This window comes from Fusicatenibacter faecihominis (assembly GCF_020686945.1).
Lineage (GTDB): Bacteria > Bacillota > Clostridia > Lachnospirales > Lachnospiraceae > Limivivens > Limivivens faecihominis.
In genome coordinates this window covers 27,030-50,656 of record NZ_JAJEPR010000024.1, presented here as the reverse complement: position 1 = coordinate 50,656, position 23,627 = coordinate 27,030, and the positions used below count along the sequence as shown (strand labels likewise).

Below are 23,627 nucleotides of genomic sequence, written 5' to 3'. Positions count from 1 at the left end.
TACAGGCGTATCCGCCGATATTTAGTCTGACGCCTAAAGCGTCTGGAAGCACATGACTTTAGTCATGTGAGGGTCACTGATAAAAAACTGAATTACTGCGGCCGGATCGATGACCAGGACCCGGAAAGCCCCGTGTTTAGCTGACGCTGGAAGCACTGGAACTTTCCGAAGGGGCAAGGCTTCTGGATACGCCGCCCGGCGCCGGTAGCGCGGGCTATCGTGGACGGCGACCTGATTCATGCCACAGTCTTGGATGCCAATTTCGAGGAAAACTGGGGCGACTGCCTCTATCTGGTCCCCGTGCTCCATCACAGCGTTCCGGGATTTCATACCGTAGAAATCGAGATTATCGAAGCTCCATCTGCGGAAGTCCGTGAAAAGAGTGGAAGCGGATTTTATCTGCTGTCCCTGATCACTGCATGAAAAGGCATCTGCGGTAAAATGTTCACTGACATAGTTGACAGAGCAAAAAAGGTATGCTAAAGTCTGACTGTATGCAAATTAGTGTAAACTAACCAATAATATTTACTATGAAAGTCCCGGACGGCAGCCATGAATGAGCCATGCTCGCATGAGCGAATTCATGGATATCGGACGGGCGATAGCCCGGATTACGAATGAGGTCGGCAGCTCTTATATATGGTGATGTCGCCGGTAGGCGACATGTCCGTTTCTTGGTAATGACAGGAAAAATCAGAAAATATTAGGCAAGGAAAACCGCAGGAAGCTTCCAAAGGGAAATACGGGAGAAGGCCTGCGGATTTTCTGAGATGAGGGTTAGTTGATGCTAATTATCAACAGGCATAAAGGAACCCGTAGACGTAAGCAGGCAAACAGCACAGGAAAGGACACTATGAAAAAGAGAAGGTACACAGCGAAATTATTGAGTATGGCAGTTGCAGCCAATCTCGTATTTTCTTCACTGGCAATGCCGGTATTTTCCGCAGATCTGAGCGGTCTGGAAACGGAATTATCGACAGAAATGCAGGGGGAAACCGAAACAACAGTCTCGGTTAAAGAGACTGAGACAGAAACCCGGGAAGAAACAGAGTCTCAGGCTGAGACAGTGAATGAAATGGAAACTGAGACACAGGCTATGACAGAGACAGATTCTGAGACCGTGACAGAGACGGAAGTTCAGACTGAGACTGCTTCACAGGAAATTGAGAAAGAGACAGAGTCCACTCAGGAAATTGAAGCCCAGGCGGATGTATTTTCTGCCCGGGAAAATGCTTCTGCTGTTCAGGCAGGCGATCCCGTGGAGATCACCGTTCAGAACAGCGAGGTGACTTCCAAGACTACTTCTCTTACGGTAAATCTTTCCGGAGTACCGTCCTCCGGAATTCTTCGTGTCGTTCAGCTGGATGCGGGAGATACTTATGATGCAGGCAAACTCAACGGCTATACAAGCCTGCATTTTTCCGTTCTTAGCCGGCTTCATACGGGAGAAAATGTGCTCTCTCTTACTGGAGCTCCCACGCCGGGAAAACAGCTGCTGGTGGTTGTGAGAGATGCAGGAGGCAGTATTGTGGATTATGTATCATCCCCCATCCTTGTTGCAGAAGAGCAGATAGAGCCCGATCCCGGTCAGGAGAAAACGCCGGAGGAGATTCTGAAAAATACCAGCGTAACCCTGATGAAAAACGGAGAAACGCGTACAGAGAAGTTCACACAGCAGGAAACTTCCGTGGACGTCCGCGTAAAACTGGACGATTCCGTGGATAAATGCTGGCTGAAAATCTGCGGCTATGCAGGAAATACAGGCTTTGATCCGGATTCCAATTTTAATAAAGTTCTCTGGTCCGGCTGGGTAACAAATGGCTTTGAAGGAACCCTTTCCTTTGCGGAATCCCAGCTGCCCCTTCCGGTAGGCTACGATATCATCGCCTGCCTGAATGTGCCTGTGGGCGAGGATTACTACCGTTCTTCCCTTTCCCAGTTTCTGGAGGTTGTGGATGAAAACGGCGAGGGTTTCCAGGATTACGTTTATCCGGATGCTTCCATCGATGAAGAAGAGCTGGAGGAGGGCGCGACCTCTCTTCACATTTCTCTGACTGGCGACGAGCGCCTTTTCCAGGCGGCCAGAGAGGGAAAGACAGAGATCAATGTCAGTGTAGCCCAGTACCCCGAGGGCGATACCTTTGATTTCGAGAGCAGCAGCCAGATTTCTCTTCTTCGGATCCAGTCCTTTACGGAGGCTGTTTCCGGTCTGGAGGTTTCTTTCTCGGATACACCGCTGAAGGCAGGCTATCGCGTGCGCGCTGTGGCTTACTGGGACCAGAATCCGGATATTTATCTTCCAAAAGGAAATGATTACGAGGCCAGCTTCAACAAGCCGGATGATTCCGTGCCGGTTATCGGAGCGCCGAAGGTTTCCTTTGACGGAGAGATCCGGGATACAGACTCCAGTGTGGCACTGACGATAGGCGGAAGAATCCCCGAGGGCTGTGTGCTTCTGGTTAAGAAGTATGACGCAGATGCGGCTTCCCTGGTCACTCAGGAGGGTACTCTGGTAAGCTCCAGACTTGACGTTTCTGAGGGAAAAATGGTTCTTGACTCTATGGTTTCTTTTGCAGGAGGCGAAAAAATCGTTGCTTTCCTTCTCCAGAATGGAACGGTGATTGCGCAGACGGACCCTGCCGTTGTCGCTGCAATTCCGGATTTTACGGTCACTCAGGACAATGGACCGGTGACGGAGGAGACGACGGAGCTTACCTTTACGGTGAAGGCAAAAGACGATTCCATCACAAACATCAATATCGCGGCGCTCTGCCGGGTAGATGAAAACGGTAATGTGGACCCGACTTCAGCAGATTCTTATGTGGCGCGGCTTTTCGGACAAAAGCCGGGAACTCTTCATTTTACCGGGATCAGCGGACTGAAAGCAGGAGAGAAACTGCGCCTGGTTCTTGTATACAATAATGGTAATTCCAGATTTTATGGTGAAGATATCCCAGTTCTGGCTCCGCTGGTAGCAGAGAGAGTGACGATCCTGAATACCGAAATCAACACAGAGACCAAAGAAGTCTCCGTAGTTGTGACCGGCTGCGAAACGTATAATGGCGGCCTTCTGATCCTGTCCACAGGAAATGCGGCTACGGATGGAGACGGAGACAGCCGTACCAGACTGGGAAGTAAGACTGTTACCGGGGCAGGAACCTATACGTTTGCAGTAAACACCGGTTTGAAAGCAGGAAATACCGTTCAGGCTTATCTTTACAAATATGATGTAGATAATGACCGCGTCTTTTATAAATACAGCGATTCCGTTTCCATCACGGAAAATAACCCTGTTCTAAAAGAAGCAAAAGTGGAGATCGTTACGGACACGATCCGTGCAGACCGGACCGACCTCTGGGCAGCCGTTGATTTTGACGAAAGCTTTACCGGAATCCTGAAGCTTTATACTTACGAGGGCGACACCTTCGACCGCACGCAGGCGGAAGAAATCTATTCAGGATCTGTTTCTCCGGCAGAAAACAGCCAGAGAGTTACTTTAGGAAAAGGAAAACTGGCTGTGGGTAAAAAAATCATTGCAGAGCTGATTCTTTCCGATGAGATCAGCGTACTTTCCAACAGCAAAGAGATTCAGCCGGAGCCGGAAAAGGTAAAACCCACAGTTTCCATCACTTCATCAAAGGTAACAGCAGGAATGACTCATATCAAAGCGGCATCAAACTTTGATTCCTCTTTTTCACAGGCATCCTTTAAACTGTACCAGTTCACCGGAGAGACTCTGGATACGAAAAATGATAAGGTGATTTCTTCGGGAAGTGTTTACTATTCAAACAGAGGAAATGTAAGTTTTTACTGCGGCGGGAAACTGACAGCCGGCGCGAAGCTTCAGCTGGTTATGACCGTCGGAGATGAGGAAGTCCGCTCCAATGTGGTGGAGGTTCAGCCGTCTCCCGACTGGGGAACTCCCTATGCGGCTTTTGAAGTTTCCGCGCTGAAGAGCAATGCCGAGAGCGTGGAAGTGGCCATTGATTATTCCGATGAGTATTTTACCCTGGGAAATGATTTCTACTGTGATGTAACCGTCTATGAATTTTCTGGTGCTTACAGTGACCAGGAATTTGAAGACAATGAACTGTGGGAGAATTATTCCAAAGTTCAGAGAGTTGCCCAGGTCAATTCCAGAACCGGTGATGTAACCAGAGGAAAACTGACCATTCCGATTAAAGCAGGTGTGACCCTGAATCCGGGCGACCGTCTAATCATTAAGCTTCGTCTTCCCCATACCGAGTGGGAGGGAGAAGAGGTCGATTATCTTTCCACTTCCATTCCCATTGTGGGTGAAAATGAGACCATCACGGCTCCGAGGGTTCTTCTCTACAACCTGAGCGAAGATACTTCCCTGGGACTGCGCCTGAGAAAGATTCTGGAGGAGCAGGGAATCGAAGCCGTGGATGTGGCAGACAGCCAGCTCAACGAGAGTCTGGGTTATCTGGCAGGCATGGAGGGTTACGAGGCAAATTCCGAGCCTTACAGCGGAAATGGTTCCAACACCGAATTTATGGTAATGGCAAACTTTTCCGAGGCTCAGCTGGATCGTTTCCTGGATGCCATGACAGCAAACGGAATCCGCATCGACCACAAAGCAGTTACAACAGCTTACAACGTAGATTATGAGTTCCATCGTCTCATCGACGATATCAGGGAAGAGCATGAGACCTTCCAGGCGCTGATTACACTGAACCAGCTGGTGAAGGATGCAGAAAAACTGACAGAAGAGCAGTACGGAAATGCTGAAAGCTGGGCAGAATTTCAGGCAGCCCTGAAAGCAGCAAATGATATTCTGACCTCTGAGGAGCCGTCTCTCAAAGACCTTCAGAAAGTGGATGCCGCCTTACGGGCTCCGTATCTTACCCTGACCGGAATGACTGAGCTTGCCGGAGAGGCAGTGATCACCCTGGTTCCGCAGGAGGATGGAACCTACGACATGGAAGCCTCCTTAAAAGGGGCAGCAGAGGGGTCTGTGCTGAACTATCAGTGGAGCAGCGGAGAGACCGGCGCGGTTCTGGAGCATGTAAAGGCAGAGGATCTCATCACAAAGATCGTTACCATCACCGGCGAGAACCAGTACGGTTCCAAGAAGGCCCAGCTTCAGGTAGCGGAAAAACCGGAGGTGAAAGTAACGGCTGGAAAAGATCAGCTTGAGATCAGCATTACCCAGCAGCAGGGCAAGGACAACTGCCCGGCTCCTGCTTCCTACACGGTAGTTCTTTATAAGGATGGAAAACAGCTGGCTTCCAGGACGCTTGACAACACCGGGTTACATACTGTTTTTGACGGACTGAACAGCGAAACCGACTATACCGTAAAAGTATACGCAGAAAGCCTGGTGGGCCGGAGTGATACGGCTGTCATGGCAGTGAAGACGACTGTGGCAGAGAGTGAGAAACCTGGCGAGAGCGAGAAACCTGGCGAGAGCGAGAAGCCTGGCGAGAGTGAGAAGCCTGGCGAGAGTGAGAAGCCTGGCGAGAGCGAGAAGCCTGGCGAGAGCGAGGCCCCGGCAGAGAGTGAGAAGCCTGCGGAAAGTGAAGCACCTGCGGAGAGCGAGAAGCCGGCAGAGAGTGAAGCACCCGCGGAGAGCGAGAAGCCGGCAGAGAGTGAAGCACCCGCGGAGAGCGAGAAGCCCGTAGAGAGTGAAACACCTGCGGAGACGGAAGTTCCTGCTGAAACTGAGGCTCCCACAGAGACCGAAACCGAAACTTCTTCCGAGACCGAGACAACAAAGGAGACGGAGTCTGAGACGACAAAGACTACCGAAGCTTCAAAGACCACCAATGGAAATGACAGCAACTCCGGAAACAACACACAGGCCAACGCACCGAAGACCGGCGATACCACAGATACAGCAATTCTGCTGTTCCTGCTGGCCCTTTCCGGCATGGCAGCTCTGGGCACAGCACTCTGGAGAAAAAGTGAAGAAAAATAAAACCTGAAAAAAGAGAGCGCAGGACCCTGAAAAGTCCTGCGTTTTCCTGTTTTTGGTGATAAAATAGAACTGTTCAGAGACAGGCAGATTTTCTGCCAGAAGAATGAATCATGTTCGCATGAACGAACACCTTCTCTGTTGTTTGAAGGAGCGCCGTTGAAGAATCCCATGGCGTCCATCATGGAAGGCGTTTTTCTATGCTGGCGGCTTCCTTCGCTGCGGTTCTGACCGGAACCACCATCCTGCCGGCCTGGGCTTGCATTTTCAATATCCTGCCTTTGTTCCTCATCTTCACACCATTCCACCTCGTTAGCACCGGAAATCTGGTGAGCGCGATTATGTTTCTGGGGGTATTTTTTCTGATCTGAGGGAATCAGGCAGGTCCCGCCAGCTGCGTTAATTGCAGAAAGCAGGGGGGGACTTGTCTGCAAATCCGACTCTACAGTTGAAAAAGCCTCATCGTAGCTACAGCAATTCTTCGAAATAACACAGCCAATCCAATTCATCAGAATGTGAAATGCTGCGTCAGAAATCTTTGTTGTGCGTCTGCGTATCTGCTGATTTCATCCTTGCCTTTTGTATTCCGCTAAATTGCCATTTACCGTCCAGTACAGGCCTGAATTGACCGTATATCGTAAAACGTCCAATAAGTCAACCAAAATAGAGCAATCAATTGACTGAAAATCCCAAAACTCCAAATACGGTCATGAAAAATAAAGTATTCCGTTGACCGAAAATCACAAAAACCTCAAAAACGGTCAAAAAATCCGAGAAATATTTGACCGTAAATGCCAAAAACACAAAAAGCAGTACAGTTGTAAATATTGAACAGGGTTTTGCCAATGCGGGTGTTGAGATCTCTTCCCGGCACTGGTTAGACGTTTTCCAGGAGAGATACGACCATGTGATGGATGAATATGCACAGAAGCTGCTGTCTCTGAGGGCAGAGGGCTTTGACCTGCTCTTTGAGATTGAGCCGGAAAAACCGGAAGAACAGCCGGTTACACCGCAGGATATCGCAGAAGCCCGCATTTTGCAGTGCTGCTGAATGTAGGCGGCGTGATTGATACCAGTGTACTGTGCAGCATTCCGGGTGTCCATGCAATCCTTCTGATCAGCCAGGCCGGAAACATCACCGGAGATGTCGTGGCGGATGTGATTCTTGGAAAAGCATACCCCTCCGGAAAACTGACCACTACCTGGGCAAAGGCTTATGAGGATTATCCGTACAGTGGCGAGTTCAGCTCCAATAATGGAGATCTGAATGATTCTTACTACCGGGAAGGTATCTATGTGGGCTACCGCTATTTTGATACTTTCGGTATCAAACCGGCATTCTGTTTTGGATACGGGCTTTCTTATACGGAGTTTTCTCTGAAAACAGAATCCGTTCATGTGGAAAAAGACGAAATTTATGCAGCCGTACGGGTGCAGAATATCGGTTCCTACGCGGGTAAGGAAGTGGTACAGCTTTATTATTCCGCACCGGAAGGAGGGCTGGAGAAGCCCTATCAGGAGCTTGCAGCTTATGGAAAAACGAAAGAACTTCTGCCAGGAGAAGAAGAACTGCTAAAGCTTTCCCTGAATGTCCGTGATATGGCATCCTACAGTGAAGAAAAAGCGGCCTGGCTGCTGGAACCAGGAGAATACCTCTTACGGGTCGGCAACAGTTCTGAAAATACACAGGTCGCAGCCCGTCTGCTGCTGAAAGAGGAGGTCCTGACGGAACAGCTGGAAAATCAGTTTGCACTGGATGAAAACTTTGAGAGCCTGAAAAAGGAAGGGAAGCAGGTTTGCCGGAAAGAGCTGGAGAAAGCGGAGTGTCAGAACACACCGGAATTTACACTGGATGAGAAGGCAATCAGTTCTCATACGGCCACATATCGTAAAATAAAGAAAGTACTGGCAGACAAAAGCGAAGGCACCACGATCAATTGCGGAGATTACCGGTCTGGAACTGGGAAAGGTGATCCGACTTGGGGAAAATATGAAACAGAGTACGGAAGCAAAGGGAGAGGGACACTCCTGATGGGATTTTCGCAGAAAAGAAAAAGACGTATATCCGCAAAGAATCTATCTTTGCAGATATACGCCGGATTTTTATGGGATCATGCCAGCATCTGGAATCCCATGACGATGATACCCAGGATAACCAGCACTACGCCGGTAGCACGGTTCAATGTTGCCGGTTTTGCCTTGTTGGCAAAAACAGCTGCGATACGCGCCCAGAGCAGGGTAAAGATGACACACAGGAAAAATACAGGCCAGTCAGGCATACCGCCGATCATAAAGTGGGAAGCAGCTCCGGTCAGGGCAGTGAAACTCATAATGAACACACTGGTACCCACGGCTGTCTTCAGCTCGTAGCCAAGGATGCTGGTCAGGATCAGGAGCATCATCATGCCGCCGCCTGCACCGATAAAGCCACAGATGAAGCCGATCATCACGCCGCAGATCACGGACTGGACAGCCCGCTTTTTCGGAGAAATGCTTTCCATAGCCTCTTTGGTTGTCATGACCGGGCGGACAATGAATTTAATGCCCAGAAGGAAGGTCATGAATACGGAAAAGCTTCCCATAGTCTGGGAAGGAACCAGGCTGGCAACATAGCTTCCAACGGCGGTAAAGATCAGAACACTTACCATCATGATCAGGCCGTTTTTGACATCCAGATTCTTATTTTTGTGATAGGTGTAAGCGGAAATGGCACTTGCCAGTACGTCAGAGGACAGGGCGATACCTACCGCCATGTAAGGATCCATATGCAGGAATGTGATCAGCATGGGACTTATGACCGCAGCGGCACTTAAACCGGCAAAACCGGTTCCAAGACCGGCACCCATGCCTGCAAAAAATGTGACGAAAACCGTTAATAACAAACTCATTTTACTTTGTTTCCTCCAATATCATATCTATATTTTTCTCCATGATTTTCATGGCGGCAAAAAAAGCGTTTCGCGTCTGTTCGTCCGTATTCTCAAGAAGGCGATCAAAGAAAGTACGCTGAAGCTTCTGTCCTCGACGGATGACAGGCTGTGCTTTTTCTGTGCAGATCAGTTCCGTTTTGCGCCGGTCTCCTTTGACCTCCTGCCGCATAAGATAACCTTCCCGGACCAGCCGGTCCACATTTACCGAAACAAGATTGGCTTTGATATGCCGGATCTCTACGATATCGCTTGCTGTTTTATAAGACGGATTGTTGCCAAGAAACATCAGGATATCGAAAGCTGTCTGCGGCAGGTTCAGTTCCTGACAGAGCGGTCGGCAGAGAGCGTTGTAGGCAAGGGCGGTCTTACGGGCGAATTCCAGTTCCGGATTCATATAGATTTCTCCTTTCTTGTGTATTTCAAATTTGAATTGTTCAAAAATGAAGTATAGTGCGGAGAGAAAAAAATGTCAAGAGAAAAGAAGAAGGATTGTATGAATTGTCTGCATTATGATATGATGGAAGGGAAAAAGATTATCCAGAGGATGTTTATTTTGCACCGACTGAGAAAGGAGAACAACATGAGAAAAAATATTCAGGTAAAAGTAAAAGTCCCACAATTTACCGTGATCACAGGACTTACGTATGCCCAACGGGACAGCTGGTTCGGACACACGATGCAGGATCTTAAAATGGATCTGATCTATCCGGAGGATAAGGAAAGAAAGTATCCTTGTATCGTCTGGATCTGCGGGGGAGCCTGGCTCCAGATGGATCGTTCTGCTCATCTGGCATATCTTTCAGAACTTGCAAGAAAAGGGTTTACAGTGGCTTCCCTTCAGTACCGGACCAGCAATGAAACCCCGTTTCCAGGGCCTCTTGAAGATGTGAAAGCCGGAATCCGCTATCTTCGTGCGCATGCCGGACGTTTCCATATAGATCCGGAAAAAATCGGCGTTATGGGAGAATCGGCTGGCGGATATCTGACTTGTATGGCAGCTCTTGCAACGGATCCGTCTTTTGATGTGGGAGAGAATCTGGAATATTCCAGCAGTGTGCAGGCAGCCTGCCCCTGGTATCCGCCCACAGACTTCAGAGGCTTTCCTTATGATTCAGCGGAACAGTGTGCGGCAACGCCGGAATCACTTCTCCTGGGAAAGAATGTTATGCGTCATGCCGGGGAAGCGTTGAAATGCTGTCCGGTGAGCTTTGTGACTCCGGAAGCGCCGCCTTTCCTGATCATTCACGGAAAAGATGATCATACCGTACCGTTTACTCAGAGTGAGCTGCTTTATGAGAAGCTGGAGAAAGCAGGCTGCGATGTGACTCTTCTTGCGATTGAAGGGGCAGATCATGCCGATCTTCATTTCTTTCAGGAGAAGATCTGGGAGGAAATCGGAGATTTCTTCCGGAAAAGTCTGGGTAATGTCAGATAGAGAGCCTCTGTCTGTCACTACACTAGTTCCAAACGTTTTAACTCCGGCAGGATCGTGCACAGCATCGTCACAAAGCAAAGGCCTCCGCCAATGACATTGGATACCGGCTCGGCGAGGAAAACACCGGCGGTTCCCATGTGGAGAGTGTAGGGCATAAAGTAGGTCAGAGGAACGACGATGACTACCTTGCGGAGCAGAGAGAAAAAGATCGCCTGTTTCTTTTTGTTCAGGGATTTAAAGACAGTCTGGCCGATATATTGACAATCCATGAAAATGAAAGCCGCAAAATACTGTTTCAGGGCAGGAACGGCATCACGGATCAGTGTCTCATCAGAACTGAAGATCCGGATCAGCGCGCCCGGCTCCAGAAGGATGACGCTCCACATGATGGCTGTGTAGCCGAGAACCAGGGCACTCATGACCAGCATGGCTTTTCGTACCCGGGCCGGGCGGCGGGCACCGTAATTGTAGCTCAGGATCGGAGAGGTTCCCTCATTCATGGCATAAATCGGCGTTTCCACCAGCTGGCGTACGCTGGAAACGATCGTCATGACAGAGATGTAGATGTCGCCTCCGGTGCTGGAGAGTACATGGTTGCAGCAGATGGTCACCAGGCTGTTGGTCAGCTGCATGATAAAACTGGAGGTTCCCAGGCTGACAATATTCTTTGCGTAGGGCACACAGGAGGAAAGTTCATTTTTCCGGAGAAAATGGACTTTCAGCTCTGACTTTCTCGTAAGGAAAAACAGGACAAACACGGCGGAAAGACACTGGGAGAGCACCGTCGCGATGGCTGCTCCCTGAACGCCAAAGCCCAGTACAAAGATAAACAGCGGATCCAGCAGAAGGTTTGCCACGGCTCCGATGGCTACGGAGAGCATTCCTACCGTAGAATAGCCCTGTGCGTTGATGAAAGGATTCATACCAACGGCGATCATTGAGGGCAGTGTGCCGATGAGATAGATCATCAGATACGGACAGGCATAAACCAGAGCCTCCCTGGAAGCTCCGAAAAGCACCAGCAGGGGCCGGGCGAAGAGAAGACCGATGGCCATGAGAATGAGACCGCTGACGCAAACCATGGAAAAAGAGGTATCCATGATCTGTTCCGCTTCTTTGTTTTTCTTTTTTCCTCTGTAGATAGAAAAGAGCGGGGCACCGCCGCTTCCGAACAGGTTGGCAAAGGCAGTGATCACAACAATCAGCGGAAAGCAGAGACCTACGGCTCCAAGTGCTGCCGTTCCCACATCCGGAATCCGGGCAATGTAGATGCGGTCCACAATGTTATAGAGGAGATTTAAAATCTGGGCCACCAGCATGGGAAGCGCTGCTCCGAAGATATTCCGCGTCACTGTTCCGTTTTCAAAATCAATTCGCTTCATTTTCTACTCATTCCTTTTTCTTTTTTCTTGCTTTTCAGTATAGCATGGGCTATCCTATATGTAAATTATGGTTTTTATATCAAAAAATAATAATTTATATATGGAGAGATACCCTATGGAACTCAAACAGTTAGAATATTTCCGAGCCATTGTGGATGCCGGAACAATCAGCGGTGCAGCCCGTGACCTTCACATGACCCAGCCACCCTTAAGCTATCAGATGAAAATGCTGGAGGAAGAACTCCAGGTTCCGCTTTTCTTACGGGGAACCAAAAAGATCACCCTGACAGAAGCCGGGAAGACACTCTATGAACAGGGCGGAAATCTTCTGATGCTTTCAGATCTGACCAAACGGGAAGTCATAAAATCCAGTCAGGCAGCCACACTTCACATCGGTATGACACCTTCCACAGTTTCCATGATGTCGGACTATCTGCTTCGTTTTGCGGAAAAATACCCTCAGGTACATTTTGATGTACACGAGGGTTCCACCTTTACTTTGAAGGATCAGCTGGAAAACCGGATCATAGACCTGACTACACTCCGGACCCCCATTGTGCTGAACGGCTGCGAGACCCGTTCTCTGGCAAAAGAAAGCCTGCTGGTCATGGCTTCCCCGGATCATCCGCTTTTCGAAGGCCGCACGTCTATTCGCCTGGAAGAGCTCTCAGAACAGCGGCTGATTCTTTCCCATCGCTATCGGAAATATATGCTTTCCGCCTTTGAGAGGGCTGGCCTGGTGTGTGATATCTATTTTGCCTGTGAGGACGCGCGGACCGCTATGACGATAGCAGAAAAGGGCATGGGAATCGCGATTCTTCCCTCTTCCATGCTGAAGCTTTCTTCCTGCCTCAAGGCCTGCCCGGTCTCTGACGCGGATCTTTCCACCGAGATTCTTCTGGCCTGGCGCAAAGGCCGGCTGCCCGGAGAAATACAGGATTTTCTGGGATTGTGGGATGAAAAAAACTGATTGCAGAAGCAAAGGAAGAGCTTATGAAAAACAGAAAACTCCAAACACAGACGTTAAAAACAAAAGTATTACTGGTTATTGCAGCCGTATGTATTCCCGTGCTGATCCTTTTTTTCGGGATGAGTTTTTTTTCAATCCGGAAAATTCAGAATCAGATTTATGAAAATAATCAGAATCTTCTGAGGTCAAATGTAAATCAGCTGGATGCAGAACTTAATAAAATTTCGGAATATCTCCTGAATGAAAGTACGAATGACCAGCAAATGAATCTTTTTTCATCGTCAGATCCGGTGAAAAGTTATGATGGTGCAATTTTGTATACAAGAAAATTTTATGAAGATATCCATATGTTCAATTATATTGGAGGGATTGCCTGCTATTCACCCAAAAACGGAAAGCTGGTTTATAATTTCACAGATCAAAGCAAAAGCTTTCAGCAGAGGATGCAGGTACTCGATTATGTGAAAGAACACTGGGAGGAATGTTATCAGAACAGTCTGCATTTTCAGACATACTTTATGAATGAGATTCCTGTGATGTTGTATTGCGTGGGAAATGAAGAAATGCTTTTCTTTACCTGGACAGATTACGAAACGCTGATGGCTCCGTTTTCACAGGAACAGATGATAGGAAACAGTGATTTCTGTTTCTCGGCCAAAGATGGGACGCTTCTTACCGAACTTCCGGAAAAACTTCAGAATCTGAATTTCAGTGGAAAAATGGGTGGTTATTATTTTTCCGGAGCAGGAGATGCCTATCTGATTACAGGGGTAGATTCAGAAAACGGAGATTTCCGGATGATGAGTGTGGTAAGCAGAAGGAAACTGCTTGGTATTTTTTATATTATCCAAATCATGGGGATTTTGGTGATTCTCTTTTTTGGTATGATTCTGACACCTTTTCTTTTGCGTTTTCTGCAAAAGTGTATTTTTCAGCCGGTGGACTCCCTGGAAAAAGGTATCAGAGAAATTGAAAAAGGTAATCTGGAAGTGCAGATCCCGAATACAGATACCAGTGAGGAGCTGCACCATCTGATCGAAGCCTTTAACTCCATGGCTTCTCAGATCAGAACACTGAAGATCCAGGCATATGAAGATGCACTGGAAAAGCAGAAGCTGGAACTGGATTATATGCAGCTGCAGATCGAGCCGCATTTTTACCTGAATGCTCTGAATCTGATCAATACGATGGCTCAGGCAGAGGATGTAGAACTGATCGGGGAACTGACAGAGAACCTTTCTCTGTATCTCCGTTATATTGTCAGCAGTCGGAATGGAAAAACGACGGTTCTGGAAGAAAGCAGGCATATCGCTCATTACCTGAAGATTATGGAGATCCGTTTCGGAGAAAGTTTCCGATACATTCAGGAGATTGATGAAAGAGCAGAACAGATTGTGATTCCGCCGCTGGCTGTTCAGATGCTGATTGAAAATTCTATGAAATATGCTTTTGATATTTATGGGGAAACAGAAATCAGACTGAAAATTTTTATGGAAGGTCCGGATCTGCATATCCTTGCGGAAGATAATGGAAAAGGGTATCCGGAAAAGATCCAGAAGGATTTTGCTGATGAAATTCCGCCACAGGACGGCCATATCGGACTCTGGAATATCAAAAAAAGACTGGAACAGATGTATCCGGGGCAGGTAACATTCCGGATTTCCAACAGAGAACCGTCCGGAGCCCGGACAGAAATATGGATAAAAGGAGTGGGAAAAAATGAATTTACTTCTTGTGGATGATGAAGTGTATGTGGTGCGTACCCTGCAGAAAAAGATTGATTGGGAAAGACAAGGAGTAGATCGGGTATTTACAGCCTTTAATGTGGAAAGAGCGAAGGAGATTTTTCTTCAGGAAAAAATCGATATTCTGCTTACGGATATTGAAATGCCAAGAGAATCCGGCATGCAGCTGATCCATTGGGTCAGGGAACAGGAAAAGGACTGTCAGATGATCTGCCTGACCTGTCATGCAGAATTTCAGTATGCTCAGGAAGCACTTCATTATGGAGTGATGGAATATGTGGTGAAACCCATCGATTTTCAGAAGCTTTCAGAGATTATTCATCGGGCGGTGCTTCTGCAGGAGGAAAACAGAAAGAAGAAACAACAGGAAAGCCAGGGATGTCTCTGGGAGTCCAATAAGCAGCAGATAGAAACCGCATTCTGGAAAGATGTACTTACAGGGAATGCCGGGGAAAATCTGGATTCCATCCGGAAAGCGGCAGAGCGGGCCAGAGCGGAATTCGATGAAAATGAACAGTATCAGCTGATACTTTTATCTGTCCGAAAGATTACGGATCGGGAAAGGGACTGGACAGAAGCGGAAGGGCTTATGAAGTTTGTGATCTCCAATATCTTCAGAGAACTGTTTCCGACGGAGTCATTAAAACTTGGCTGGTCAGACAGGATTATGTGGGTGATCCTGCCGGGAGAGGAAGAATCTCAGGAAAATCTGGAAAATTTTATCCACATCTGTAAAAATCTTGCAGGAACCGGTATGGCTGCATACATTGGCGTTCCCTGCTTTGCGGAGGAACTTCAGGATACTTATAGAGAATTGCTGAGACAGGACAAAGATAATGTGGCAGTTCTTCAGGGAATTGTGGAAAACGGGGGAGAGATTCAGGAAGAACAGGCTCAGAAAAAGGTTTTTCAGGAATTCCTGAGTGTATTTCGAAGAGAAAAATGGGAAGAGGCAGAAGTGCTTTCTGAAAAAGTTTGGCCGGATGGAAGCAGAATCAGAAAAAAAGTATTTTTTCTGGAACTGGAAGAAGTGCGGTATGAGCTGTATCAGCTGTTGAAGGGAAAAAATCTGGATCCGGAGGTTTTCTGGAACGATGAACTGATGGAAGAAGCCAGAAAGGCTTATCAGTCAGTAGAGCATTGCCGGAAATGGATTTCTGCCGCTGCTGATCGGATGAAGGAAGAGAGCAGAACCCGGGGAGAGGAAAATGATACGGTAACCAGGATACGGAAATTTGTGGAAGAGAACCTGGAAAACCGGATCAGCCGGGAAATGATCGCAGAACAGCTTTATTTTTCTACTGATTATATTTCCAGGATTTTCAAGAAAGAGACAGGGCAGTCCTTAAGCGAATATATCATGCTGAGGAAGATTGAACGGGCCAGAGAGCTGGTGGCAGAAGGAAAAGATAATATCGGAGACATTGCAGTGAAGCTTGGCTATAATAACTTTTCCTATTTTTCTGAAATTTTTCGCAGAGTTACCGGATATCTTCCCAGCGATTACCGGAAAAGGAAGGGAGAACAGAATTCCGGTAAAAGGACAGAAAAGTGATAAGAAAAACGGCAAAATGGACAAAAATGAAAAAGCAGTGGAAGACAGAACCGCTGCTTTTTCGTTTTTCCGGCAAAAGAAAAACAGATTTTTGTGAGAAAAAACGGCTAAGGCAATCTATAATGGAGTCATCAAACATAACCGCATACAAAACGAAGGGAGAAAAACAGTATGAAAATGAAAAAAATTCTGGCACTGACCGGAGCAGCTGCAATGGCACTGACTTCACTGCCAGTAACCGGTATCACCGCTTCTGCAGATGACCTGGAAGAAATCGTGTTTGCCACACCACTGACAAAAACTGTGGATATGACCCAGATCGAGACAGAACTGAACAAGATCACAGAGGAGAAAATTGGGGTTCATGTAAAGATCGAAGGCATTAACCTTGCCAATTATACGAATCAGATCGGTCTGATGATGTCCGGTGGAGAGCAGCTGGATGCTTTCGGATATTTGGGAAGCTACAGCGGTATGCTTGCCAAAAACCAGTTTCTGAAGCTGGATGATTATCTGGATGAATATGGCTCAGGAATCAAAGAGGTTCTTGGTGAGGAATTTCTGAAGGCCTGCACCAATCAGGGTTCTGTCTATGCGCTTCCTAACAATAATGGAAAAGCTTCTGCAATTTCCATTGTTCTCCGGAAAGACTTTATCGATGAGCTGGATCTTCCGGTGGATCAGTTGAAACAGGCAGAGAATTTTGACGAATATTGTGCAAATCTGGATCTTTTGACAGAGATGTTTGAAAAGATCAAGGAAACTCATCCAGATTATGCCTGCCTGGTTCCGTTTACAACAAATCCGAATCTGATTTTATATACAAATGCTATTCCGTTCTCTGATAATCTGGATGATAATAATGGTGTTCTGATGCCAGAAGATGATAGTGCCGTAGTTAATATGTATGCTACAGATGAGTTTAAAAAGCTCTGTGAATATGCGTATGAGTGGAATCAGGCCGGTTATGTCCTGGAGGATGCCACCACAACTCAGGAGACTCATCTGACTTATATGCAGAACAACCGGACAGCAGGTTTCTTTATCAAAGGAGAAGAGGGACAGGCAGAGCAGATCACAACCGGTACTGGTGTGGAAGTTGAATGTATCAAGATTTTGAAACCATATATCAAGACAACGGATGTAAACTCTATTGGTTTTGCCATTTCTCCCACCAGTGAACATCCGGAAGCAGCCATGAAGTTCCTGAATGAAATGTATACGAACCCGGATGTGGTAAATCTTCTGGACTGGGGTATTGAGGGCGTTCATTATGAAAAACAGGATGACGGTACCATCGATTTCCCGGAGGGTGTGGATGCCAACACTACGACCTACGGTCTGAACATGGACTGGTTCTTTGGTAATCAGTTCCTCTCCTATATCTGGGGAAAAGGAAGAGATACGACTATCTACAGTCGTCTGGAGGAAAACAACAAGAATTCCGAGTTTTCACCGGTTATGGGATTTTCCTTTGACAGTACGGCAGTCTCTTCTGAGGTTGCAGCCATCACTAATGTGATCAATCAGTATCTGCCCGGCTTAAGCTGTGGTTCTCTGAATCCGGATACAGAGATGGATGCATTCCTGGAAGCACTGGATGATGCAGGCATGCAGACGGTCATCGAAGAGAAGCAGAAACAGCTGGATGCCTGGAAAGCAGAAAATCAGCAGTAAATAAAAAATGAAGAAGAGCCGTCGTAAATAACTGCGGCGGCTCTTTTTGACTCTTTTTTGAGAAAGGCGGAAAAGCATGACGGCGAAAAAGAAAAAACATGGTCTGAGAAAACAGTGGCCTTTTTATGTGATGATGGCTCCTGGGCTTCTGTATCTTCTGGTGAATAACTATGGCCCTATCTCCGGTCTTTTCATTGCATTTAAACAGATCGATTATACGAAGGGAATTTTTGGAAGCCCCTGGGTAGGTTTTAAAAATTTTACCTATCTTTTCAAGACAAATGCGGCTTTCCAGATCACGAGAAATACCATTCTTTACAATTTAATATTTATTATTGTCGGTACGGTTACGGGAGTTGCAACAGGCATTATGCTCAGTGAGCTTCGGCACAGGGCGGAAACAAAATTTTTCCAGACAGTTCTTCTGCTCCCCTATCTGCTTTCCTGGGTTATTTGTGCCTATATCGGTTATGCTTTTCTGAGCAGAGAAACCGGTCTTCTTAACGGTATACTTTCCAGCCTGGGCTTTGCCAAGATCGACTGGTATAATGATGCGGGAAAATGGCCGTATATCCTGCTTTTTGTGAATGTCTGGAAGGGGATCGGCTATTCCTCCATCATTTATATGTCCAGCATCATCGGTATTGACCGCTCTCTTTATGAAGCAGCCATGGTAGACGGGGCGACCAAATGGCAGCAGATCCGTTTCATTACCCTGCCGCTTTTAAAATCTACGATGATCATGTTGATCATTATGAGTGTGGGAAGGATGTTTTATTCCGATTTTGGCCTGTTTTATCAGATTCCCATGAATTCCGGAGCACTTTATTCCACCACGCAGACGATCGATACCTATGTATACCGGGCCCTGATGCAGCAGAACGATGTGGGTATGGCTTCTGCTGCAGGCTTCTATCAGTCCATCGTCGGCTTTATCCTGGTGCTTACCGCCAATATGATCGTGCGGAAAGTAAGTCCGGATGACGCAATGTTCTAGGAGGTAGGATCATGACAAACATACTGGGAAAAAGTGAAAAAAGATTTCAGGTGATTATTCATATCATTTTGATATTTATGGCGCTGGCAGCGATCCTGCCGCTCTGGGTGCTTGTGGCCGGTTCTGTCACCGGGGAGCAGGAGCTGATCCTGGAGGGCTATTCTCTCATGCCAAAGACCTTCAGTCTTGATGCTTACAAATATCTTTTTTATAAAGCTTCAGAGATCTTCCGGGCTTACGGGATCACCGTATTTATCACAGTAGTCGGTACGGCAGCCAGCCTTTTTATTACACCGCTTCTGGCTTATCCGCTCTCAAGAAAAGACTTTAAAGCAAGAAATATCTTTTCCTTTCTTGTATTTTTTACAATGCTGTTTAATGGAGGTATCGTTCCGTCGTACATTATGTGGACCCGTATTTTCCATCTGAAAAATACGATCACTGCGCTGATTCTTCCGGGACTTCTGATGAATGGTTTTAATGTGATCCTGATGAAAAACTATTTCGCCCAGAATATTCCTGCAGAGCTTATTGAGGCGGCAAAAATGGATGGAGCAGGGGAGTTTAAGATTTTTTTCAAGATGATCCTTCCGCTGTCCCTGCCGATTATGGCGACAGTCGGGCTTTTTGTGGGAATCGGTTACTGGAATGACTGGACCAACGGGCTTTATTATGTGACAGATGCGAAGCTTTACAGTCTGCAGAACCTGCTGAACCGGATCCTGCAGGATGTACAGTTCTTAAATTCCAGTACCATGACAAATGCAGGCGTTGCAGCTACGACGCAGATGCCTTCTGTAAGTATTCGTATGGCAATTTCCGTAGTAGGAATTCTGCCAATTATGGTTCTCTATCCGTTCTTTCAGAAATACTTTGTCAAAGGAATTGCTGTAGGAGCGGTAAAGGGATAAGAAGAGGAGAAAAAGGATGATAGACTTACCAAACACAAGTTGGATGTGGATACCAGACTGGGAAAAAGCGGATCATTCGGTCTGCTATCTGGTTTACTTCAGAAAAAAAATTTTGCTTGAAAAAATTCCCGAGAGTCTGAAGCTCCAGATTTCTGCAGATTCCCGTTATAAACTTTATGTCAATGGAAAATTGGCAGAACTGGGTCCAAGCAAAGGAGACCGGCAGATCTGGTACCTGGATGAAGTGGAGCTTGCTCCGTATCTTCAGGTTGGGGAAAATGTTCTGGCAGTGGAGGTTCTGCGTTATCCGCTGGCTTATCATAATGGAAGCCACAGCATTTTCCGGACGGAGACACCAGGGCTTTATGTAAAGGAAAAGGAGGAGGTTTACGGACTCAGTGCCGGAGAGGACTGGAGCTGCTATGAGGAAGAGGATTTCCAGATTGTTTCGGAGTCACCCTTCTTTGCCCCTCTTCACATCCTGGAGGAACGAAAAGGACAGAAAAAGGCCTGCGGATGGAAAAACTCCGATTTTGATGCTTCTGACTGGGAGAGACCGGTTTTGTACAATATTTTTCAAATTAGTCAGGCCGTAAGCCCGGGAAACCTGACTGACCGTACAATTCCTTATATGAGAAAAGAACCGAGAAGATTTCTTGGACTTACGGGGAAATATGCGGATTCTCCGGAGCAGAAAAACTGGGATGCGCTTTTGGCGGGAAAAGGAACCATGGAAATCCCGGCAGACAGCCATGTGACTGTGGAGATCGATGCCGGAGAACTGATGACCGGTTATCTGTCACTCCGGATGGAAGATGGAGCAGAAGCCCTTGTTAAAATCCTGACCGCAGAAGGCTATGTTCAGAAGGAAAATACTGGCGGAAGTTTTGCTCACCTGCCGAAAAAAGGAGACCGGTGCGACTGGAAAAACGGTTACCTTCATGGTTTTACAGATACCTATCATGTGGCAGGATACGGACGGGAATGGCAGGAGGAAACTTATGAACCGTTCTGGTTCCGTACGTACCGTTTTATCGGGCTGGAAATCCAGACAGGAAAAGAGCCGTTGAAAATAACAGGCTTTGATTATCTGGAAACCGGTTATCCGCTGGAGGTAAAGACAGAGGTGACAACTTCCGATGAAAGCCTGGCTCCAATCTGGGATATCAGCCTGAGAACTCTGAAACGCTGCATGCATGAAACCTATGAAGACTGTCCATTCTATGAACAGCTTCAGTATGCCATGGATTCCAGAAGTCAGATTCTTTATACTTATATGGTTTCCGGAGATGACCGGCTGGCAAGGAAATGCATGGATGATTTTAGACGGTCGGCTCGATATGACGGAATGCTGAACTGTTCTTATCCCTGCTATGGACCGAATGTAATTCCCGGCTTTGCTGTTTATTACATTCTGATGCTTCATGATCACATGATGTATTTCGGGGATAGAGAGTTTCTCCGGATACATATGGGAACGGTAGATGGAATATTGGAATATTTCCGGAGAAACCTGGATGAGCGGGGACTGGTCGGAAAGGTCGGAGGCCTGAACGGAAGGGATCGTTACTGGTCTTTTATTGACTGGACGAAACAGTGGGATCAGACCAGCGGGATGCCGCATGCAGGTCTGTATGGGCCGATTACCATGGAAAGCCTGTTATACCGTCTGGGACTTCTCCGTGCAGCGGATGTCATGGAATATCTGGGTCGGAAGCAGGTTGCAGAGGAATACAGGGAAAGAGCGGAAAGTCTGAAAAAAGCGGTCAATACCTTCTGTACGGATGAAGAAGGGATGTATCTGGACGGACCGGGTGTAAAGGAATACAGCCAGCATTGCCAGGTATTTGCACTTCTGACAGATACCGTGACTGTGGAGAATGGCCGTATCTATCTGGAAAGAACGCTTTCAGACAGCGAAACCTACGCCCAGTGTTCCGTAGCCATGGGGTATTATCTGTTCCGTGCTCTGGAAAAAGCCGGTATTTATGAGAAAACAGAGCGTCAGTGGGATCTCTGGAGAAATATGCTCCGCAATCATCTGACAACCTGCGTGGAGGATGGTGTAAATGAGCGGAGTGACTGTCATGCCTGGGGGGCGCTGGCACTCTATGAGCTGCCTGCTGTTATTCTGGGAGTAAGGCCCGGAGCACCTGGTTTTGAAAAAATTAAAATTACGCCGGTTCCGGGTTATCTGGAACATGCGGAAGGCAGTGTGATCACAAAATGGGGAACGGTGAGAGTTAGCTGGAAGAGAGAAAAAGGAGGAGTGCTTCGTACAGTATACGAACTTCCGGAAAAATATCTGGAGGCACATCCGGAAGAAAAATAATTTCTGCTCTTCTAAAAAAGTAATAAAAGTAACAGAAAACCACATATTTGTGATAGGCATTTTTCTGCCGCCGCGATATAATCAGATCATCGAGGCGGCAGTTTTTTACAGGTGGATTCTGTAACAGAAACGTTATTTTCTAAGCAGCATGATCAAAGAAAAGCTTAATCAGGAGGTTTGACATCATGAAAAAATTTGTTTGCAGAGAGGACTATCCTGTTGTTCAGACGGAAGCAGGCAAGCTTCGTGGATACGAATGGGATGGAAGTGTCATTTTTAAAGGAGTCAAATACGCGGATGCGAAGCGTTTTATGCGTCCGGAAAAGGTACAGCCCTGGGAGGGAATCAAGGACGCCAATTCCTATGGAATGGTCTGCCCGCTGATGACGCAGGACCGGCCTAACAGCGAACTCCTTGTTCCCCATATGTACTGGCCTATGGATGAAAACTGCCAGTCACTGAATATCTGGACGCCTTCTATCGACCCGGAGGCAAAACGTCCGGTCATGGTCTGGCTCCACGGAGGCGGTTTTTCTGCCGGTTCTTCCATTGAACATATCACATATGAAGGCGCCAATATGGCAAAATACGGAGATGTGGTCGTGGTGTCTCTGAACCACCGGCTGAACGTGCTTGGTTATCTGGACCTCTCCCCCTTTGGAGAAAAGTATAAAGCCTCTGCCAATGCAGGAAATCTGGATATCATTGCGGCGCTTCAATGGGTACATGACAATATTCGCGGCTTTGGCGGAGATCCGGACAATGTGACTATTTTCGGTCAGTCCGGCGGCGGGGCAAAGGTCTGGACGCTCATGCAGATGCCTGAGGCAGACGGTCTTTTCCATAAAGGGATCATTGAGAGCGGCGTGTACTGGCTTCAGCGGGATGCGGAAGAACAGGATGGCAGAGAGATTGTGACAGCTATGCTGAAAGAACTTGGTCTTTCGGAAGACCAGGTGGAAGAACTGGAGACGATTCCCTATGCAAAGCTTGCAGAAGCTTATCTTAAGACCTCTCCGGCTGTTGCGGCAGCAGGCGGTTATATAGGAAATATGCCTCATGTCGGAAAAGAGTATCTGGGTGATCCGGTGCAGCATGGCTTTACGGAGCATGCGAAGACGATCCCTCTTTTGATCGGAACAGCACTGGGCGAGTTTGATTTCGGTCCGGCTATTCCGGGAAAACACAGCATTCCAAGAGAAGAGGCCATGCAGATGCTGGAGAAAAAGTATGGAGAACATACGGAAGAACTGCTGGCTCTTTACGAAAAAGCGTATCCGGGAAAATCTCCGGTTGATCTCCTGTCTGTGGATACCATTTTCCGCCTGCCTACCATAGAATTTATCAAAGAACGTTGCAGAACACCGGAAAGTGTCACTTATTCCTATCAGCTGACGTATGAGTTCCCGCTTCTGGACGGTAAGATCGCATGGCATTGTTCGGAGATTCCTTTTGTTTTCCATAATACGGAGCTGGCACCTCTCTTTAATAAAGAAGGGGAAACCGATAAACTGGAAGAAGCGATTTCTGGAGCCTGGATAAGCTTTGCAAAGACAGGAAAGCCGGTGATCGAAGGCGTTGACTGGCCGGCCTGCACAGAAGGAGATGAACCGGTGATGATCCTGGATGTCGATTGTGAGATCCGTCATAACGTGGACCATGAGCTGGTTCCGCTGGTAGAAAAATATGGAAAAATGACGTGGATGGATTCAGAAAATATCCAGCACTGACAGAGATAAAGGAGGATTTTTTAAA

General features: G+C 47.3%; 16 protein-coding genes and 1 pseudogene. 14 read left to right on the top strand and 3 right to left on the bottom strand.

Translation table 11 applies throughout. The features are described 5' to 3' along the window. The first annotated feature begins 219 nt into the window (after positions 1-219). From LKD71_RS12820 to LKD71_RS12800, 5 genes and pseudogenes are all read left to right on the top strand, one after another. A complete protein-coding gene (locus tag LKD71_RS12820) occupies positions 220-423 on the top strand; it encodes a hypothetical protein (RefSeq protein WP_178728684.1) in 204 nt (67 codons plus the stop codon). A gap of 430 nt (positions 424-853) precedes the next feature. Beyond that, positions 854-5,941 carry a DUF3783 domain-containing protein gene (locus tag LKD71_RS12815; RefSeq protein WP_227615708.1) on the top strand — a complete coding sequence of 1,696 codons (5,088 nt, stop codon included), beginning with the start codon at positions 854-856 and terminating at the stop codon, positions 5,939-5,941. A 197-nt stretch (positions 5,942-6,138) separates the two neighbouring features. After that, positions 6,139-6,309 carry a hypothetical protein gene (locus LKD71_RS12810; protein ID WP_227615707.1) on the top strand — a complete coding sequence of 57 codons (171 nt, stop codon included), beginning with the start codon at positions 6,139-6,141 and terminating at the stop codon, positions 6,307-6,309. Between the two features lie 536 nt (positions 6,310-6,845). Further along, the gene (locus LKD71_RS12805; RefSeq protein ID WP_227615706.1) at positions 6,846-6,989 is read left to right on the top strand and encodes a hypothetical protein; all 144 of its coding nucleotides are present in this window, start codon (positions 6,846-6,848) and stop codon (positions 6,987-6,989) included. Further along, positions 6,980-7,603: pseudogene (locus tag LKD71_RS12800) on the top strand (fibronectin type III-like domain-contianing protein); the annotation flags it as partial. The gene LKD71_RS12805 and the pseudogene LKD71_RS12800, both read left to right, overlap by 10 nt. 446 nt (positions 7,604-8,049) lie before the next feature. Here the strand turns inward: LKD71_RS12800 and LKD71_RS12795 are convergent. Beyond that, positions 8,050-8,826 (bottom strand): sulfite exporter TauE/SafE family protein, encoded by a 777-nt coding sequence (locus LKD71_RS12795; protein WP_227615705.1) that lies wholly within the window; start codon positions 8,824-8,826, stop codon positions 8,050-8,052. 1 nt (position 8,827) lies between these two features. Then, positions 8,828-9,262 carry a MarR family winged helix-turn-helix transcriptional regulator gene (locus LKD71_RS12790; protein WP_227615704.1) on the bottom strand — a complete coding sequence of 145 codons (435 nt, stop codon included), beginning with the start codon at positions 9,260-9,262 and terminating at the stop codon, positions 8,828-8,830. Positions 9,263-9,448: 186 nt separating this feature from the next. Between LKD71_RS12790 and LKD71_RS12785 the strand changes: the two genes are divergently transcribed. Beyond that, on the top strand, positions 9,449-10,303 hold the full coding sequence (locus tag LKD71_RS12785) for an alpha/beta hydrolase (RefSeq protein ID WP_227615703.1): 855 nt from the start codon (positions 9,449-9,451) through the stop codon (positions 10,301-10,303). Between the two features lie 17 nt (positions 10,304-10,320). On the opposite strand, the gene LKD71_RS12780 is transcribed toward LKD71_RS12785, so the two are convergent. Next, complete coding sequence (locus tag LKD71_RS12780; protein ID WP_178047361.1) at positions 10,321-11,685, bottom strand: MATE family efflux transporter; 1,365 nt, start codon at positions 11,683-11,685, stop codon at positions 10,321-10,323. 115 nt (positions 11,686-11,800) lie between these two features. Between LKD71_RS12780 and LKD71_RS12775 the strand changes: the two genes are divergently transcribed. The 8 genes from LKD71_RS12775 (at position 11,801) to LKD71_RS12740 (ending at position 23,602) form a co-directional block, all read left to right on the top strand. Beyond that, a complete protein-coding gene (locus LKD71_RS12775; protein WP_227615702.1) occupies positions 11,801-12,655 on the top strand; it encodes a LysR family transcriptional regulator in 855 nt (284 codons plus the stop codon). Between the two features lie 23 nt (positions 12,656-12,678). Next, positions 12,679-14,397, top strand: coding sequence for a sensor histidine kinase (locus LKD71_RS12770; RefSeq protein WP_227615701.1), 1,719 nt, complete (start codon positions 12,679-12,681; stop codon positions 14,395-14,397). Further along, complete coding sequence (locus LKD71_RS12765) at positions 14,375-15,955, top strand: response regulator transcription factor (protein ID WP_178047364.1); 1,581 nt, start codon at positions 14,375-14,377, stop codon at positions 15,953-15,955. The genes LKD71_RS12770 and LKD71_RS12765 overlap by 23 nt, the downstream gene beginning before the upstream one ends. Before the next feature lie 171 nt (positions 15,956-16,126). Next, positions 16,127-17,632 carry an ABC transporter substrate-binding protein gene (locus tag LKD71_RS12760; protein ID WP_178047365.1) on the top strand — a complete coding sequence of 502 codons (1,506 nt, stop codon included), beginning with the start codon at positions 16,127-16,129 and terminating at the stop codon, positions 17,630-17,632. Positions 17,633-17,708: 76 nt separating this feature from the next. Next, positions 17,709-18,629, top strand: a complete 921-nt coding sequence (locus LKD71_RS12755) for an ABC transporter permease (protein WP_178047366.1) — start codon at positions 17,709-17,711, stop codon at positions 18,627-18,629. A gap of 11 nt (positions 18,630-18,640) precedes the next feature. Next, entirely contained in the window at positions 18,641-19,540 is a 900-nt protein-coding gene (locus tag LKD71_RS12750) for a carbohydrate ABC transporter permease (protein WP_178047367.1), read from the top strand. 16 nt (positions 19,541-19,556) lie between these two features. Next, positions 19,557-21,872, top strand: coding sequence for an alpha-L-rhamnosidase-related protein (locus tag LKD71_RS12745; protein ID WP_227615700.1), 2,316 nt, complete (start codon positions 19,557-19,559; stop codon positions 21,870-21,872). A gap of 185 nt (positions 21,873-22,057) precedes the next feature. Then, positions 22,058-23,602: a carboxylesterase/lipase family protein gene (locus tag LKD71_RS12740; RefSeq protein ID WP_227615699.1), complete on the top strand. Its 1,545-nt coding sequence runs from the start codon at positions 22,058-22,060 to the stop codon at positions 23,600-23,602. The last annotated feature ends 25 nt before the right edge of the window (positions 23,603-23,627 follow it).